Annotated in this window: 14 protein-coding genes and 5 tRNA genes; 16 read left to right on the forward strand and 3 right to left on the reverse strand. The window is 48.0% G+C overall.

Annotated features, from left to right (window positions below; all coding sequences use genetic code 11):
* Positions 1-8 precede the first annotated feature (8 nt).
* Positions 9-85 (forward strand) — tRNA-Asp (locus C9I99_RS21825).
* A 449-nt stretch (positions 86-534) separates the two neighbouring features.
* Here C9I99_RS21825 and C9I99_RS21830 read toward each other — a convergent pair.
* From C9I99_RS21830 to C9I99_RS21840, 3 genes are all read right to left on the reverse strand, one after another.
* Positions 535-1,167: a nicotinamidase gene (locus tag C9I99_RS21830; RefSeq protein WP_107350956.1), complete on the reverse strand. Its 633-nt coding sequence runs from the start codon at positions 1,165-1,167 to the stop codon at positions 535-537.
* Positions 1,168-1,178: 11 nt separating this feature from the next.
* Entirely contained in the window at positions 1,179-2,528 is a 1,350-nt protein-coding gene (gene pssA / locus C9I99_RS21835; protein ID WP_107350957.1) for a CDP-diacylglycerol--serine O-phosphatidyltransferase, read from the reverse strand.
* Between the two features lie 109 nt (positions 2,529-2,637).
* Positions 2,638-3,084 (reverse strand): GNAT family N-acetyltransferase, encoded by a 447-nt coding sequence (locus tag C9I99_RS21840; RefSeq protein ID WP_107350958.1) that lies wholly within the window; start codon positions 3,082-3,084, stop codon positions 2,638-2,640.
* Between the two features lie 75 nt (positions 3,085-3,159).
* On the opposite strand from C9I99_RS21840, the gene murB reads away from it, so the two are divergent.
* From murB to rpoB, 15 genes are all read left to right on the forward strand, one after another.
* Complete coding sequence (murB, locus tag C9I99_RS21845; protein WP_107350959.1) at positions 3,160-4,200, forward strand: UDP-N-acetylmuramate dehydrogenase; 1,041 nt, start codon at positions 3,160-3,162, stop codon at positions 4,198-4,200.
* Positions 4,197-5,159: a bifunctional biotin--[acetyl-CoA-carboxylase] ligase/biotin operon repressor BirA gene (gene birA, locus C9I99_RS21850; RefSeq protein WP_107350960.1), complete on the forward strand. Its 963-nt coding sequence runs from the start codon at positions 4,197-4,199 to the stop codon at positions 5,157-5,159. Before murB ends, birA begins: the two co-directional genes overlap by 4 nt.
* A complete protein-coding gene (locus C9I99_RS21855) occupies positions 5,159-5,890 on the forward strand; it encodes a type III pantothenate kinase (RefSeq protein ID WP_107350961.1) in 732 nt (243 codons plus the stop codon). Before birA ends, C9I99_RS21855 begins: the two co-directional genes overlap by 1 nt.
* Positions 5,891-5,986: 96 nt before the next feature.
* A tRNA-Thr gene (locus C9I99_RS21860) sits at positions 5,987-6,062 on the forward strand.
* A gap of 36 nt (positions 6,063-6,098) precedes the next feature.
* A tRNA-Tyr gene (locus C9I99_RS21865) sits at positions 6,099-6,183 on the forward strand.
* Between the two features lie 39 nt (positions 6,184-6,222).
* Positions 6,223-6,297 (forward strand) — tRNA-Gly (locus tag C9I99_RS21870).
* A gap of 12 nt (positions 6,298-6,309) precedes the next feature.
* Positions 6,310-6,385, forward strand: a tRNA-Thr gene (locus tag C9I99_RS21875).
* Between the two features lie 104 nt (positions 6,386-6,489).
* Positions 6,490-7,674 carry an elongation factor Tu gene (gene tuf, locus C9I99_RS21880; protein WP_107350962.1) on the forward strand — a complete coding sequence of 395 codons (1,185 nt, stop codon included), beginning with the start codon at positions 6,490-6,492 and terminating at the stop codon, positions 7,672-7,674.
* A 214-nt stretch (positions 7,675-7,888) separates the two neighbouring features.
* Positions 7,889-8,266, forward strand: coding sequence for a preprotein translocase subunit SecE (gene secE / locus C9I99_RS21885; protein WP_107350963.1), 378 nt, complete (start codon positions 7,889-7,891; stop codon positions 8,264-8,266).
* Between the two features lie 11 nt (positions 8,267-8,277).
* Positions 8,278-8,823 (forward strand): transcription termination/antitermination protein NusG, encoded by a 546-nt coding sequence (gene nusG, locus C9I99_RS21890; protein WP_047874630.1) that lies wholly within the window; start codon positions 8,278-8,280, stop codon positions 8,821-8,823.
* A gap of 124 nt (positions 8,824-8,947) precedes the next feature.
* Positions 8,948-9,376 (forward strand): 50S ribosomal protein L11, encoded by a 429-nt coding sequence (rplK, locus tag C9I99_RS21895; protein WP_107350964.1) that lies wholly within the window; start codon positions 8,948-8,950, stop codon positions 9,374-9,376.
* A 4-nt stretch (positions 9,377-9,380) separates the two neighbouring features.
* Entirely contained in the window at positions 9,381-10,085 is a 705-nt protein-coding gene (rplA, locus tag C9I99_RS21900; RefSeq protein WP_107350965.1) for a 50S ribosomal protein L1, read from the forward strand.
* A gap of 258 nt (positions 10,086-10,343) precedes the next feature.
* Positions 10,344-10,838 (forward strand): 50S ribosomal protein L10, encoded by a 495-nt coding sequence (rplJ, locus tag C9I99_RS21905; protein WP_107350966.1) that lies wholly within the window; start codon positions 10,344-10,346, stop codon positions 10,836-10,838.
* Positions 10,839-10,898: 60 nt separating this feature from the next.
* Positions 10,899-11,264: a 50S ribosomal protein L7/L12 gene (rplL, locus tag C9I99_RS21910; protein WP_107350967.1), complete on the forward strand. Its 366-nt coding sequence runs from the start codon at positions 10,899-10,901 to the stop codon at positions 11,262-11,264.
* Between the two features lie 223 nt (positions 11,265-11,487).
* On the forward strand, positions 11,488-15,513 hold the full coding sequence (rpoB, locus tag C9I99_RS21915) for a DNA-directed RNA polymerase subunit beta (protein WP_107350968.1): 4,026 nt from the start codon (positions 11,488-11,490) through the stop codon (positions 15,511-15,513).
* The last annotated feature ends 79 nt before the right edge of the window (positions 15,514-15,592 follow it).

Genomic DNA, 15,592 nt, shown 5'->3' on the forward strand with positions numbered 1-15,592 from the left:
CACCGTGTGGAGCGGTAGTTCAGTTGGTTAGAATACCGGCCTGTCACGCCGGGGGTCGCGGGTTCGAGTCCCGTCCGCTCCGCCACTTATACTAAGCCCGAGTCGAAAGACTCGGGCTTTTTTACGTCTATATTTTTGTTGTGGTTTGCCCTTCGCGCGAATGAGTCCCGGATGGTGCGCAAGCTCGCACTAGGCGTCCCCGCCGTCTATGGGTTCGAGATTGGTTTCTCTTGAGTATGCGCCTGAGTTCCGCCAGCGTGCCGGCCAAGCGCTCCGCTACTTGTTAAAAAGCCCAGCCTAAAGGCTGGGCTTTTTAACGTCTGAAGGTCGAATGGAACTGAGATGGACGCATTCCTCGTGGTGCTAGCGAGGTATGAGGCTTTTTGCTATTTGTGGTTTTGGTAAAGTGGCTCTCATGACTGGAATAAGACTCTATGACTTCTGGAGAATGGACGGGGGCAATAAGGGAAGAGATAAAGAAAACCCAGCTGTTGGCTGGGTTTGAAGCGTATTATGACGATTGCATGTTAGAGGCTATGAGAGTTGCGCTTTAACGGCTTTACTGTCGTTGCAGACGATGATGCCTGCCAGCCTCATCTCTGTACAGGCTTGGGCAACGGTTTCAGGCGCAATACCGCGACAGGCCGCAAGGTTGACGAGCACCTTAAATTGACCAGTAGCTTGAAGCTGCAAGGCTGTTGTCTTCACACAATAGTCAGTAGCTAAGCCTCCAACCAAGATGGTATCGACCTTTTTGGTTTCCAGCCACTCAATAAGACCTGTACTCAGTTTTTCCTCAAGATCATGATAACAGGCGCCATAAGGATGAAGATCCGGCTCGATCCCTTTCCAAACCACATGATCATATTCAGTGACCGGAGGAAGACCCGGTATAGTCTCAAAACCAGTTGTCCCGGGAACTGCATGGCTGACCCAAGTTAGATCGGCATTGGGGTGATCTAAGGGTGAAAGCATCTTGTCATGCGTTTCTACCACCCACACTGCATTACTTGGGTGCGCGTCCTTGGTCAGAACGCGTAAATCAGCGAAACCTGCCTGGTGGTTTAGCTCCTGACCTATAGTGTCACCTTCAGCAACGGGCAATTCGTTCGGGCACAGAGGAGTGAACGTTTTTTGTGGATCAACATCAATAGCTGCAATCGTCATGAAGGTCTCTTCTACAGGATCTGATTAAGGATGTGATCAGCCTTAACTCGTCGAATACGCTTGATCAGCTTGCGCACAGGAGCTGGGTAAGCATCCACCTTGTCGATAAACTTATAACTGCCAACAAGCTGGGTGTGCTTTAGAATACGGTCGAGCTCACGCTGCTTCTGGTCTGCTAATAGCTGTTGTTTATCATGGACCAGAATGGCATTTTCCAAGTCCAGCTTCCAAGCCCTAGGATTTAGGTTGTTGCCCGTGATCAGCATATAGCTGCGGTCGACCCAGATCCCTTTAAGGTGGAAGCTATTGTCATTGTGTTTCCACAGATGGATAGCAAGCTGGCGTCTTGCGATTGCGGCCTCATTTTGCTTGGCAAAGTGGCGCAGATTAACTTCATAGAGGTAAGGAAGCCCAGCGATGGTTTTGAACGGCTCGCTAGGCGGGATATAGAAATCATTCGCCGTTTTGTCGCCAACGATGATGGTCACTTTCACACCGCGACGCAGTGCCCTTTTCACTTCTCTACTAATACTGCGTGGAAAGTTGAAATAAGGGGTACAAATGGTCAGTTCTTGTTGCGCGCTCGCAATCAGGGTGCAGATATGCTGGTTAAGCCGGTTCTTCCGTTTACCTAGCCCAACAAGTGGGGTAAGGCCGACTTCGTTATCAGATATCTGCTCTGGGGTGAATTGGTAACTGGCTTTTTGTAGTTGATGGCGCAGTTCTTTTATTGCCCCTTTTAGGTTGCGGGTTTCTGGACGCTTGACCTGGCTGAGGCAATTAACAGCATCGCTGTTCACTAGCGTGTCTACAATGAAATTTGCCATGCTATCGGCAAGCTGGCTATTTTTGATTACGTGGTAGCGGTCGTAGCGGTACCGTTGGTGTTGAGCCAGATACACATCGTTCAGGCTAGCACCGCTATAGATGATCTTGTCATCGACGACAAAGCCTTTGAGATGGAGTACACCAAAAACTTCGCGGTTTCGGACCGGTACACCGAGAATTTCAATCTGGTGTTCGTATTTCTCTGAAAATTCGCGGTACAGGGCTGCATTGCCATCTGATTTATCAGCTCCTATTAGCCCACGCTGAGCTCGGTGCCAGTCAACCAGTACCTTTATATCCAGTTCAGGATTGGCCTGCTTGGCTTCGTAAAGCGCAGTGAGGATCCCACGTCCGCCATCGTCATCTTGGAGGTAGAGCGCGACTAGATAAATACGCGCGTTGGCATTGGAGATTTCTTGGTGGAGACGTTCACGGAACGATCCTGCATCGAGAAGGGTCTCTAAATCATCTGGCTTGTGTGCAATACACGGCAGTTGCTCAATGCGTTGCTTGTTAGCAATAGCTGAATCCATTATCGCCTCGTTTACGCGACCTTAATAAGGATGAATCGGTTAGTTAAGGGCGCAATTATATCAGAAAAACATCATAGTCAACGTATTGCTAAGTTGGCTTATATCACGCTTAGCTCAATTCAAGCTTACTCCTTTGAGCATAGATCATAGGAGTGAGTGTTTTACCGCTTTGCCTGTAGCGGTTTATCCTTGATTGGAGTGGTTCGGGCAATTCATTATCCTTGATGATGACAAACCCAGAACCTTGGTAAAATGTTTCCAAGTGGCTGAAGGCAAAACAGTAACATTGGGTTGTTGTCAGTTGGTCGTTACAGGCTTCAAGCAGGGCAATGCCATGGCCTTGAGAGCGATGATCTGGGTGAACAAGCATACCGGTGAGCAGCTGGTATTCGTCAAATTGCTTGAATCTGACACAGGCCTGTATGCCTTTGCTATCCTCGCCTATCCAGATAACTTCATCTTTTTTTGCCTTCCCTGCGGGGTAATAAGACTTATAGAAGCGGTTAATTAACGGGAATCGAAGAGGCTCAAGAAGGTGGAATCTAAGCTTGATCATAGTGAAAACACTGCCAAGAGTGGATGAATCAGTTAAAATACAGGCCCTAGTATAAAGGTATGGATCAGAAGTCGCATGAAAGTTTTGCAAGATAGGTCGCTAGCACCATTTCATACATTTGGTCTGGATGTGAAGGCCAAAGACATTGTCGTTGCCGAGACAACACAAGACCTGGTGTCTATCTGGCAAGATGAACAGTATCGGGACCTGCCTAAGTTGATCCTGGGCCAAGGGAGCAATATTCTATTTTGTGGTGATTTCTCCGGTGTCGTTATTCTCAACCGTATCGCTGGTGTTGATGTTGAAGAAACAGCTCAGGCTTTTATGCTCCATGTTGGGGCTGGTGAAGACTGGCATCGACTGGTGACCCAAACCGTTGAGCAGGGTATGCCTGGATTGGAAAACTTAGCTTTGATACCTGGCTGCGCTGGGTCATCACCAATCCAGAATATTGGCGCTTACGGTGTTGAACTTAAAGATATCTGCGCCTATGTCGACATCGTTGAGTTAGAAACTGGAAAGCAAAGTCGCTTGACTGCCACAGAATGTCAGTTTGGTTATCGAGATTCTATTTTTAAGCATGGTTTAAAAGATAGCCATGCCATTACCGCTGTAGGCCTAAGCTTGCCAAAAGCATGGAAGCCAGTGGTTTCTTATGGCCCGTTAGCACAGTTTAATCCCGAGACCGTGACAGCGAGAGAGATTCTTTTAGCTGTGTGTGATATTCGACAAGCTAAGCTGCCGGATCCGAAGGTGCTTGGCAATGCTGGAAGCTTTTTCAAAAACCCCCTGGTTGACCCGAGTGTTGTTAAGCATCTACTTGCACAACATCCTGCAATGCCGCATTATCCTCAGCCTGATAACTTGGAAAAGCTAGCTGCCGGATGGCTTATTGATCAATGCCAGCTCAAAGGCCATCAAATAGGTGGAGCTCGGGTACATGATGAACAAGCGTTAGTATTGGTCAATTACCACCATGCAGACGTTCAGGATGTTATACAGCTAGCTCAATATGTTGTGGACTGCGTGAAAGCGAAATTTGGTATCCAGCTAGAGCATGAAGTTCGCTTTATGGCGGCGGCAAAGGAGACGACATTGGCAGAGGTACACCGATGAAAGAGCATTCCACACGTCTTGCTCTCATTGCTCAGCTGGCAGATGGACAGTTCCATTCTGGCGAAGCTTTGGGGGAGACTTTGGGAATTTCCCGCGCTGCGGTGAGTAAGCATATAAAAGTATTAAGGACGTGGGGAATTGATATTTTCCGCCTGCAGGGTAAGGGCTACAGCTTAGCTGAAAAACTGGAACTCCTTGATTGCGATAAGATCTTGGCTCAGGTAAAGTGCCCGAGCTTACAGCTTATTCCAGTGATTGACTCTACCAACCAATACTTGCTTGATCGTGTTGGTGCCATGCCAAAAGGTGCATGTTGCCTCGCCGAATATCAGCAAGCGGGGCGGGGCCGACGGGGCCGTCAATGGTTATCCCCATTTGGCAGCAACCTATACCTTTCAATGTACTGGCGCCTTGATGCCGGTATCGCTGCAGCAATGGGGCTGAGCTTGGTCGTCGGTGTTGCTATTGCTGAAGCGCTTGAGTCCCTTGGAGCAGATGGGATCAGGGTTAAATGGCCCAATGATCTTTATTACCAAGACCGCAAGTTGGCTGGCATTCTTGTGGAAATGTCAGGACAGACTGGCGAAGCGGCACATTTAGTGATTGGTATGGGTATAAACATTGCAATGCCGGAGTCAGAAGGCGAGGCGATTGAACAATCTTGGACCAACCTTACCGAGGCTTGCGACACTCTGCCTGACCGCAATACACTTGCCGCAACGTTGATCAATCGCCTTTATGATGCTTTGAGTGATTATGAAGAAAGCGGGATGGATGGTTTTGCAACGCGCTGGAATAGACTGGATAACTTTTTGGATCGCCCTGTGAAGTTATTGATGGGTAACCGTGTAGTGGAAGGGATTGCTCGCGGGATCAATAGCCAGGGAGCGTTATTACTGGAAACCGAGGAGGGTGTCACACCTTATCTCGGTGGTGAAATCAGCCTTAGAGGTTGCTGATGCAAATTTTGATTGAAGCGGGTAACAGCTATGTAAAAGTTGCCCAACTATATGAAGATGGCCATTTTACGCTATTGGGTCGCTACCCAAGCCGTAAACTGGAGATGGTCTTGGAGCCCTTGCTGGAGAATGGAGTCACCAGAATTGTGTTCGCTAGTGTTGGCCCGGTAGAAGTTGATAATTCGATTCAACGTATCTCGCAGTTGGCCAATATCCCGGTGATGCAGGTGAAGACACTAAAGAAAGACTTTGGTGTCAAGAACGCTTACAGCGAATACCAATACTTGGGGGTAGATCGCTGGTTGACTCTGGTAGCGATTCGCCAGGAATTCAAAGCGCCGACCGTTATTGTTGATATCGGCACCGCGCTCACCTTTGATGTCATGTCCGAAGAAGGGAAGCACCTTGGCGGCTGGATAGCGCCAGGTTACCAGCTGATGATGAAGTCGGTGCTCGAGAATACCACCAAGGTCTTCTCCGACAGGGAGCATAGCGATACCCTGACCTTTGCCGATAATACGGCTGATGGGCTGAAAAACGGATGCCGTGCCGCCTTGGTCGGACTGATTGAATATGGTCTTGCACAAGCCAAAGAGCGCTTAAAAACTGAACCTAAAGTGATCCTATGTGGCGGAGGTGTTCGACATTTGCCTCAGTTGTGGGGGAAGGACTACTATCACCGTTCAGATTTGGTATTGGAAGGTCTTGCTTTGTATGCGAAATGTCGCTAGCGGCTAAATTTTGTCCGGTAAGGTTCAAAATCTAAAAAAATCGCTAAAAAGGTATTGCAAGGCTAGAAAGAGTTCTCTAGAATGCGCAGCACTTACGCCGACTTAGCTCAGTAGGTAGAGCAACTGACTTGTAATCAGTAGGTCACCAGTTCGATTCCGGTAGTCGGCACCACTTTCTCCTAGATGAGTGAAAGTGCTTGAAAAATTTGGAGGGGTTCCCGAGTGGCCAAAGGGATCAGACTGTAAATCTGACGGCTCTGCCTTCGATGGTTCGAATCCATCTCCCTCCACCAGTTTCAATAGAAAGAATAGCTTATCGAGTGACGATTTTTGCGGGCATCGTATAATGGCTATTACCTCAGCCTTCCAAGCTGATGATGCGGGTTCGATTCCCGCTGCCCGCTCCACATTTCTTGTGTGCTGATATAGCTCAGTTGGTAGAGCGCACCCTTGGTAAGGGTGAGGTCGGCGGTTCGACTCCGCCTATTAGCACCACTCTCTCCTTAAGTCAGTTCAATTCTTTTGATATATACTCTACAAACCCATGATTGGTTGTGTGGTCGTAATGCCACCAAATACCGTGCCTAGAGGGACTATCCATGTCTAAAGAAAAATTTGAACGCGTCAAACCGCACGTTAACGTTGGTACTATCGGCCACGTTGACCACGGTAAAACTACTCTAACTGCTGCTATCTGTACTACGCTTGCAAAAGTGTACGGTGGTCAAGCTAAAGACTTCGCATCTATCGATAACGCTCCAGAAGAGCGCGAGCGTGGTATCACAATCTCTACTTCTCACGTAGAGTACGATACTCCATCTCGTCACTACGCACACGTAGACTGCCCAGGACACGCCGATTACGTTAAAAACATGATCACTGGTGCTGCTCAGATGGACGGTGGTATCCTAGTTGTTGCTGCAACTGATGGCCCTATGCCTCAGACTCGTGAGCACATCCTACTAGGCCGTCAGGTTGGTATCCCTTACATCATCGTGTTCATGAACAAGTGTGACATGGTTGATGACGAAGAGCTTCTAGAGCTAGTTGAGATGGAAGTTCGTGAACTTCTTTCTGAGTACGAATTCCCAGGTGATGACTGCCCAGTAATCATGGGTTCTGCTCTTGGCGCTCTAAACGGCGAGAAAGAGTGGGAAGACAAGATTGTTGAACTAGCTGAAGCTCTAGATAACTACATCCCAGAGCCAGAGCGTGCAATCGATCTACCATTCATCCTTCCTATCGAAGATGTATTCTCAATCCAGGGCCGTGGTACTGTTGTAACTGGTCGTGTTGAGCAAGGTATCATCACTGTAGGTGACGAAGTAGAAATCATCGGCATCAAAGAAACTACCACTACTACGTGTACTGGTGTTGAGATGTTCCGTAAGCTTCTTGACGAAGGCCGTGCTGGTGAGAACGTTGGTGTTCTTCTACGTGGTACTAAGCGTGACGAAGTTGAGCGTGGTCAGGTTCTTGCTAAGCCAGGTTCAATCACTCCACACACTACTTTCACTTCAGAAATCTATGTTCTTTCTAAAGATGAAGGCGGTCGTCACACTCCTTTCTTCAAAGGTTACCGTCCACAGTTCTACTTCCGTACAACTGACGTAACAGGTACTATCGAACTACCTGAAGGCGTAGAAATGGTAATGCCTGGTGATAACATCTCTATGACTGTTACTCTAATCGCACCTATCGCGATGGACGAAGGTCTACGTTTTGCTATCCGTGAAGGTGGCCGTACAGTTGGTGCTGGTGTTGTTGCAACTATCGTTGAATAATATTTGACGAAACGGTACTAAAAAGGGCATCATTTGATGCCCTTTTTCTGCACTGTTGCTTGGTTTTGCATATTTTTTGCTCAAGCATGCAGGAAAAAATTTTACTATGATGAAGTTTTTGTTTGTAATTAAGGCTTTAGAGCTTTCCTTCATTACGGCCTCGCTTATGCGGGGTTATTTTCGTCTATATTGAGACTAGTTACAGGTTGGTTGTATGAAAGCGAATGCCGAAAACCAAAGCAGCTCTGGTGGTATGGATGGCCTTAAATGGGTCGCTGTATTTGCCTTGCTAGCTGCCGCTGTGGTTGGTAATTACCTGTACAGTGATGTTTCTGTAGTGCTACGTGCTGCTGCTGTTGTTGTCCTTGTGGCCGCAGCTGGTGGTATTGCCGCACTTACAGCAAAAGGTAAAACCGCGATCTCGTTTGCCCGCGAATCGCGCATGGAAGTCCGCAAGGTAGTATGGCCTACTCGTCAGGAAGCTACGCAGACAACCTTTATCGTTTTAGCTGTCACTGTCATTATGGCGTTAGCCTTGTGGGGCATCGACGGCATCATGGTCCGTCTAGTCCGCCTAGTTACCGGTGTGTGAGGTAAGAGTTCATGAGCGAAGCTCCAAAAAAACGATGGTATGTAGTACAGGCCTTCTCTGGTTTTGAAGGTCGTGTAGCACAGTCACTACGTGAGCATATCAAAATGCACGGCATGGAAGAGCACTTCGAAGAAGTACTTGTCCCAACTGAAGAAGTTGTGGAAGTCCGTGCGGGTCAGCGCCGTAAGAGCGAACGAAAGTTCTTCCCTGGCTATGTGCTTGTACAGATGGTGATGAACGATGAGACATGGCATCTGGTACGTAGTATCCCTCGTGTAATGGGGTTCATCGGCGGTACATCTGACCGTCCGGCTCCGATCTCTGATAAAGAGGCAGATGCTATTCTTAACCGTCTTGAGAAAGCGAGTGAATCGCCTGTTCACAAGACTGTCTTTGAGCCGGGTGAAGTTGTCCGTGTTACGGATGGCCCGTTCGCAGACTTTAACGGCGTTGTAGAAGAAGTTGACTACGACAAGAGCCGCGTGAAGGTATCTGTATCCATCTTCGGCCGTGCGACTCCTGTAGAACTGGAGTTTGGTCAGGTGGAAAAAAGCTGATCATTAAGTAATCAGTTTTAGTTGTCAGGGGCGTGAAATTGGACTATAATTTCGCGCCCTTTCGTTAGACGGGGAGTCTGTTTGTCGAAAATAGACGTTCGAACCCAAATTAAGGTAAATAGCAATGGCTAAAAAAGTAGAAGCTTACATCAAGCTGCAAGTTGCAGCTGGTGCAGCAAACCCAAGTCCACCGGTTGGTCCAGCTCTTGGTCAACATGGTGTAAACATCATGGAATTCTGTAAAGCGTTTAACGCTAAGACTGACTCAATTGAGAAAGGTCTACCGACTCCAGTTGTTATCACAGTATACAACGACCGTTCGTTCACGTTCATCACTAAGACTCCACCTGCTGCTGTTCTTCTTAAGAAAGCTGCTGGCGTTAAGTCTGGTTCTGGCCGCCCGAACACTGAGAAAGTTGGTACTGTAACTGACGCTCAGATCCAAGAGATCGCAGAAACTAAAGCTGCGGACATGACTGGTGCTGACATCGAAGCTATGAAGCGTTCGATTGCTGGTACTGCTCGTTCAATGGGTCTAGTGGTAGAGGGTTAAGACAATGGCAAAACTAACTAAGCGTATGCGCGTAATCCGCGAAAAAGTTGACGTTGCACGTGAGTACGACATCAACGAAGCTGTTGCTCTTCTTAAAGAACTAGCTACTGCTAAATTTACTGAAAGCGTTGACGTTGCTGTTAACCTTGGCATCGATGCACGTAAATCTGACCAGAACGTTCGTGGCGCAACTGTGCTTCCACACGGTACTGGCCGTGAAATCCGCGTTGCGGTATTCACTCAGGGTGCAAACGCTGAAGCTGCTAAAGAAGCTGGTGCTGACCTAGTTGGTATGGAAGAACTTGCTGCTCAGGTTAAGAAAGGCGAGATGAACTTTGACGTAGTTATCGCATCTCCAGATGCAATGCGCGTTGTAGGTCAGCTTGGTACTATTCTTGGTCCACGCGGTCTAATGCCAAACCCTAAGGTTGGTACTGTAACTCCTAACGTTGCTCAAGCGGTTAAGAACGCTAAAGCAGGTCAGGTTCGTTACCGTAACGACAAGAACGGCATCATCCACACTACTATCGGTAAAGTGGACTTCGATGCTGCACAACTAAAAGAGAACCTAGAGTCTCTTCTAGTTGCCCTGAAGAAAGCGAAGCCTTCTTCTGCTAAAGGTACTTTCATTAAGAAAGTAAGCATCTCCACCACTATGGGTGCAGGTGTAGCGCTAGACCAGAATACTCTGGAAACTAACGCACAGTAATTTGCAGTAATGCTGAATTAGTGTATAATTCAGCGTTCACAAATTCATGGCTGAGGTCGATTGCTTTGCAATTGACCTTCGTCAAAGACCGTAGGCGTTTCGCTCTTCAGGGCAAACTTAATATTACCTACGTAGACGGTGCCAGAACATGATTGATGTAAATCTATCTTGGATCTGCGCCGTAAGACTCTCCTGTCATAGTGGCAGTGAGTGGTGTAATGACTGGGGTAACCCAGCAAAATCCAGGAGCTATATCCAATGGCATTAAATCTTCAAGACAAAAAAGCAATTGTTGCTGAAGTCAACGAAGCTGCCAATGGTGCCCTGTCTGCAGTTGTTGCTGACTCACGTGGCGTTGCAGTTGATGCGATGACTTCTCTACGTAAACAAGCTCGTGAAAACGGCGTTTACCTGAAAGTTGTTCGTAACACACTAGCACGTCGTGCAGTTGAAGGTACTGATTTCGAATGTCTAAAAGACGTTTTCGTTGGTCCTTCACTGATCGGTTTCTCTAATGAGCACCCAGGTGCTGCAGCGCGTCTTTTCAAAGACTTCGCTAAAGAGAATAAAGATTTCGAGATCAAAGCAGCCGCATTCGAAGGCGCTGTTGCTGACGCAGAAATTCTTGCGACACTACCAACTTACGACGAAGCGATTGCACGCCTAATGATGTGCATGAAAGAAGCTTCAGCTGGCAAGCTGGTACGTACTATCGCAGCTGTACGCGATCAGAAAGAAGAAGCCGCGGCGTAATCGCCTTTGCTTTATCTGAACGCTATATTAAACTAATTGTTGATTTCAAAGAGAATTGTTATGTCTATCACTAACGAGCAAATCCTAGACGCAGTTGCAGAAATGTCTGTAATGCAAGTTGTTGAGCTAATCGAAGCTATGGAAGAAAAATTCGGCGTTACAGCTGCAGCAGCAGTAGTAGCGGGCGGCGCAGCTGCAGAAGCAGCTGAAGAGCAAACTGAATTTGACGTAATCCTAACTGCTGCTGGCGCACAGAAAGTACAGGTTATCAAAGCTGTACGTGGCGCAACTGGCCTAGGTCTTAAAGAAGCTAAAGCTCTAGTTGACGGCGCTCCTTCTGCACTTAAAGAAGGCGTTGACAAAGCAGAAGCTGACGCTCTTAAAGCTCAGCTAGAAGAAGCTGGTGCTTCTGTTGAAATTAAGTAATAATTACTTAGCTTCATAGCCTTAATTGGCTAATGGCTGGTGGCTACAATGCCACCGGCCTTTTTGCGCTGTAGGGTAGTGGTGTTTTCACATTGTTTTGCAATCACTATTCATGCAAAAAGCAGTTCTGTTATCCAGATCTGTTCCAACAATAAACAGTGTCATTAGTCACTGCTCCTCGTTTTGAGCAGTTTGGATCACTTATCAGCGATCTGAGGAACCTATGGTTTACTCTTATACCGAGAAAAAGCGTATCCGTAAGGATTTTGGTAAGCGTCCACAAGTTTTGGATGTTCCATACTTGCTGTCGATCCAGCTTGAGTCTTTTAAAAAGTTCATCGAGCAGGATCCAGAAGGGCATTACGGTCTAGAAGCTGCCTTTCGTTCTGTTTTTCCAATTCAGAGCTATAACGGCAATTCCGAGCTGCAATACGTTAGCTATCGTCTCGGTGAGCCGGTCTTCGATGTTAAAGAATGTCAGATTCGTGGCGTAACATACTCTGCACCACTCCGTGTGAAGCTTCGTCTTGTCATGTACGATAAAGACGCGCCAGCTGGCACAGTCAAAGACATTAAAGAACAAGAAGTTTACATGGGCGAAATTCCGCTCATGACAGATAACGGTACTTTCGTTATTAACGGTACCGAGAGGGTTATCGTATCCCAGCTACACCGTAGCCCGGGTGTTTTCTTCGACAGCGATAAGGGTAAGACCCACTCCTCAGGTAAAGTGCTTTATAACGCACGCGTAATCCCATACCGTGGTTCATGGTTGGATTTCGAATTTGATCCTAAGGATAACGTATTCGTACGTATCGACCGTCGTCGTAAGCTACCAGCTTCAATCATCCTGCGCGCACTAGGCTACACGACCGAGCAGATCCTTGACATGTTCTTCGAGAAAGTAAACTTCGAAGTTCAGGGCAAGTCTCTGGTTATGGAATTGGTGCCTGAGCGTCTGCGTGGTGAAACCGCCAGCTTTGATATCGAAGCAAATGGCAAGGTTTACGTTGAACAAGGCCGTCGCATTACAGCTCGCCATATCCGCCAGCTGGGTAAAGACGGTGTTGACCACATCGAAGTACCTGTTGAATACATCGTGGGTAAAATCGCGTCACGTGATTACGTGAACGAGGAAACCGGCGAATTGATTGCTGCAGCTAACCAGGAACTTAGCCTGGAAACGCTAGCACTGCTATCTCAATCTGGCTACAAGTCTCTAGAAGTTCTATTTACGAACGATCTGGACTTCGGTCCGTACATGTCTGACACCATCCGTGTTGACAGCACGACCGACCGCCTAAGCGCACTGGTAGAAATCTACCGCATGATGCGCCCTGGTGAGCCGCCAACGCGTGAAGCCGCAGAACAGCTATTCGAAAGCTTGTTCTTCAGCGAAGAGCGTTACGATCTATCTGCTGTTGGTCGTATGAAGTTCAACAGCTCGCTAGTTCGTGAAGAAACTACAGGTCCGGGTACCCTAGATCACGCTGACATCATCGATGTAATGCGTCGTCTAATCGATATCCGTAACGGTAAAGGTGAAGTGGATGATATCGACCACCTTGGCAACCGCCGTATCCGTTCTGTAGGTGAGATGGCTGAAAACCAATTCCGTGTTGGTTTAGTACGTGTTGAACGTGCAGTTAAAGAGCGCCTAAGCCTTGGTGACCTTGATGCAGTAATGCCTCAAGACCTTATCAATGCCAAGCCTATTTCTGCGGCAGTTAAAGAGTTCTTCGGCTCTTCTCAGCTGTCTCAGTTTATGGATCAGAACAACCCGCTGTCAGAAGTTACTCACAAACGTCGTATCTCGGCGCTTGGCCCAGGTGGTCTGACTCGTGAGCGTGCTGGCTTTGAGGTTCGAGATGTTCACGCGACCCACTACGGTCGTCTATGTCCGATCGAAACGCCGGAAGGTCCAAACATCGGTCTGATCAACTCACTGTCTGCTTTTGCGCAGTGTAACCCTTACGGTTTCCTGGAGACTCCATACCGTAAAGTTATCGACGGCAAGGTAACCGAAGAAATCGACTACCTATCTGCCATCGAAGAAGGTCATTACGTTATCGCTCAGGCGAATGCCGCGCTTAATGAAGACGGCTCATTCGCTGACGAACTGATCACAGCTCGCCAGAAAGGTGAATCAGGTCTGCACCCACGTGACCATGTTCAGTACATGGACGTTGCAACCAACCAGGTTGTATCGGTGGCGGCATCTCTGATCCCGTTCCTAGAGCACGATGATGCTAACCGTGCCCTTATGGGTGCGAACATGCAGCGTCAGGCTGTTCCTACTCTACGTGCTGATAAGCCGCTAGTAGGTACAGGTATCGAACGTAACGTAGCCGTTGACTCCGGTGTTACAGCCGTTGCCAAACGTGGCGGTATGGTTCAGTCAGTAGATGCTTCTCGTATCGTTATCAAAGTTAACGAAGACGAGTTGGTACCAGGCGAAGCCGGTATCGATATCTACAACCTGACCAAATACACCCGTTCTAACCAGAACACATGTATCAACCAGCGTCCAACTGTGATGCCGGGTGAGCCTGTTGCTCGTGGTGACGTACTTGCCGATGGTCCATCTACCGACCTTGGTGAACTAGCCCTTGGCCAGAACATGCGTATCGCGTTCATGCCTTGGAACGGTTATAACTTCGAGGATTCCATCCTTGTATCTGAGCGTGTTGTACAGGAAGATCGCCTGACAACTATCCACATCCAAGAGCTATCTTGTGTGGCGCGTGATACCAAGCTAGGTGCGGAAGAAATTACTGCCGATATCCCGAATGTGGGTGAAGCAGCGCTATCTAAGCTGGATGAGTCAGGTATCGTTTACATCGGTGCTGAAGTTAAGGGTGGCGACATCCTAGTTGGTAAGGTGACACCTAAGGGTGAAACTCAGCTGACTCCTGAAGAGAAGCTACTACGTGCTATCTTCGGCGAGAAAGCGTCTGACGTGAAAGACTCTTCTCTACGCGTACCTAACTCTGTGTCTGGTACTATCATCGACGTTCAGGTATTTACCCGTGACGGCGTTGAGAAAGACAAGCGTGCGCTAGAAATCGAAGAGATGCAGCTGAAAGAAGCGAAGAAAGACATCACTGAAGAATTCCAGATCCTTGAGGGTGGTCTTCTTGCACGTGTTCGTACTCTTCTTCTTGCAGCCGGTTACAGCGAAGACAAACTGTCTACAATGGACCGCGAGAAGCTGTTTGGTCAGACTCTTGATGATGAATCACAGCAGAACCAACTTGAGCAGCTTGCCGAGCAGTACGACGAGCTGAAATCAGAGTTCGATAAGAAATTTGAAACCAAGCGCCGTAAGATCACACAGGGTGATGACCTAGCGCCGGGTGTCCTTAAGATTGTTAAGGTATACCTAGCTGTTAAGCGTCGTATCCAGCCTGGTGATAAGATGGCGGGTCGTCACGGTAACAAGGGTGTAATCTCTAAGATTTGTCCTGTGGAAGACATGCCGTACGATGAAAAAGGTCAGACAGTTGATATCGTACTGAACCCGTTGGGTGTACCGTCTCGTATGAACATCGGTCAGATCCTGGAGACTCACTTGGGTCTTGCAGCGAAAGGTATCGGTGACAAGCTAAACGAGATGCTTAAGCAGCAGCAGGAACTACACCAGTTCCGTAACTTCCTGCAGAAAGTGTACGATCTGGGCGACACGCGCCAGAATGTAGACATTGCCGCTCTAAGCGACGACGAAGTACATACTCTGATCAAGAACCTGCGTAATGGTCTACCTATCGCGACACCTGTCTTTGACGGTGCGCCAGAAAGTTCTATCAAAGAGCTTCTGAAGCTGGGTGATCTGCCAGAGTCTGGTCAGCTGACTCTGTTTGATGGCCGTACTGGTGATAAGTTTGAGCGTCCTGTAACTGTTGGTTACATGTACATGCTGAAACTGAACCACTTGGTTGATGACAAGATGCATGCCCGTTCTACCGGTTCTTACAGCCTAGTTACTCAGCAGCCGCTGGGTGGTAAAGCGCAGTTCGGTGGTCAGCGTTTCGGTGAGATGGAAGTGTGGGCGCTAGAAGCATATGGCGCAGCATACACCCTACAGGAAATGCTAACTGTTAAGTCGGATGACGTTAACGGCCGTACGAAGATGTATAAGAACATCGTCGATGGCGACCATCGTATGGAACCTGGTATGCCGGAATCGTTCAACGTATTGTTGAAAGAAATCCGCTCGTTGGGTATCAACATCGAGCTGGAAGACGAATAAGCGCGGCATTGCCAACCTTATTAGTTACTCCGGTATAAATATGAAGGCGCCAGCAGACTGGCGCCTTTATGGGTCAACT

Source organism: Photobacterium lutimaris (assembly GCF_003025555.1).
GTDB classification, from domain to species: Bacteria; Pseudomonadota; Gammaproteobacteria; order Enterobacterales; family Vibrionaceae; genus Photobacterium; species Photobacterium lutimaris.

Coding starts and splice junctions, on each gene's coding strand:
- C9I99_RS21840 (WP_107350958.1), bottom strand. CDS start 3,084: ATGATCAAGCTTAGATTCCACCTTCTTGAGCCTCTTCGATTCCCGTTA.
- pssA (WP_107350957.1), bottom strand. CDS start 2,528: ATGGATTCAGCTATTGCTAACAAGCAACGCATTGAGCAACTGCCGTGT.
- rplK (WP_107350964.1), top strand. CDS start 8,948: ATGGCTAAAAAAGTAGAAGCTTACATCAAGCTGCAAGTTGCAGCTGGT.
- C9I99_RS21830 (WP_107350956.1), bottom strand. CDS start 1,167: ATGACGATTGCAGCTATTGATGTTGATCCACAAAAAACGTTCACTCCT.
- nusG (WP_047874630.1), top strand. CDS start 8,278: ATGAGCGAAGCTCCAAAAAAACGATGGTATGTAGTACAGGCCTTCTCT.
- rplA (WP_107350965.1), top strand. CDS start 9,381: ATGGCAAAACTAACTAAGCGTATGCGCGTAATCCGCGAAAAAGTTGAC.
- rpoB (WP_107350968.1), top strand. CDS start 11,488: ATGGTTTACTCTTATACCGAGAAAAAGCGTATCCGTAAGGATTTTGGT.
- birA (WP_107350960.1), top strand. CDS start 4,197: ATGAAAGAGCATTCCACACGTCTTGCTCTCATTGCTCAGCTGGCAGAT.
- murB (WP_107350959.1), top strand. CDS start 3,160: ATGAAAGTTTTGCAAGATAGGTCGCTAGCACCATTTCATACATTTGGT.
- tuf (WP_107350962.1), top strand. CDS start 6,490: ATGTCTAAAGAAAAATTTGAACGCGTCAAACCGCACGTTAACGTTGGT.
- secE (WP_107350963.1), top strand. CDS start 7,889: ATGAAAGCGAATGCCGAAAACCAAAGCAGCTCTGGTGGTATGGATGGC.
- rplJ (WP_107350966.1), top strand. CDS start 10,344: ATGGCATTAAATCTTCAAGACAAAAAAGCAATTGTTGCTGAAGTCAAC.
- rplL (WP_107350967.1), top strand. CDS start 10,899: ATGTCTATCACTAACGAGCAAATCCTAGACGCAGTTGCAGAAATGTCT.
- C9I99_RS21855 (WP_107350961.1), top strand. CDS start 5,159: ATGCAAATTTTGATTGAAGCGGGTAACAGCTATGTAAAAGTTGCCCAA.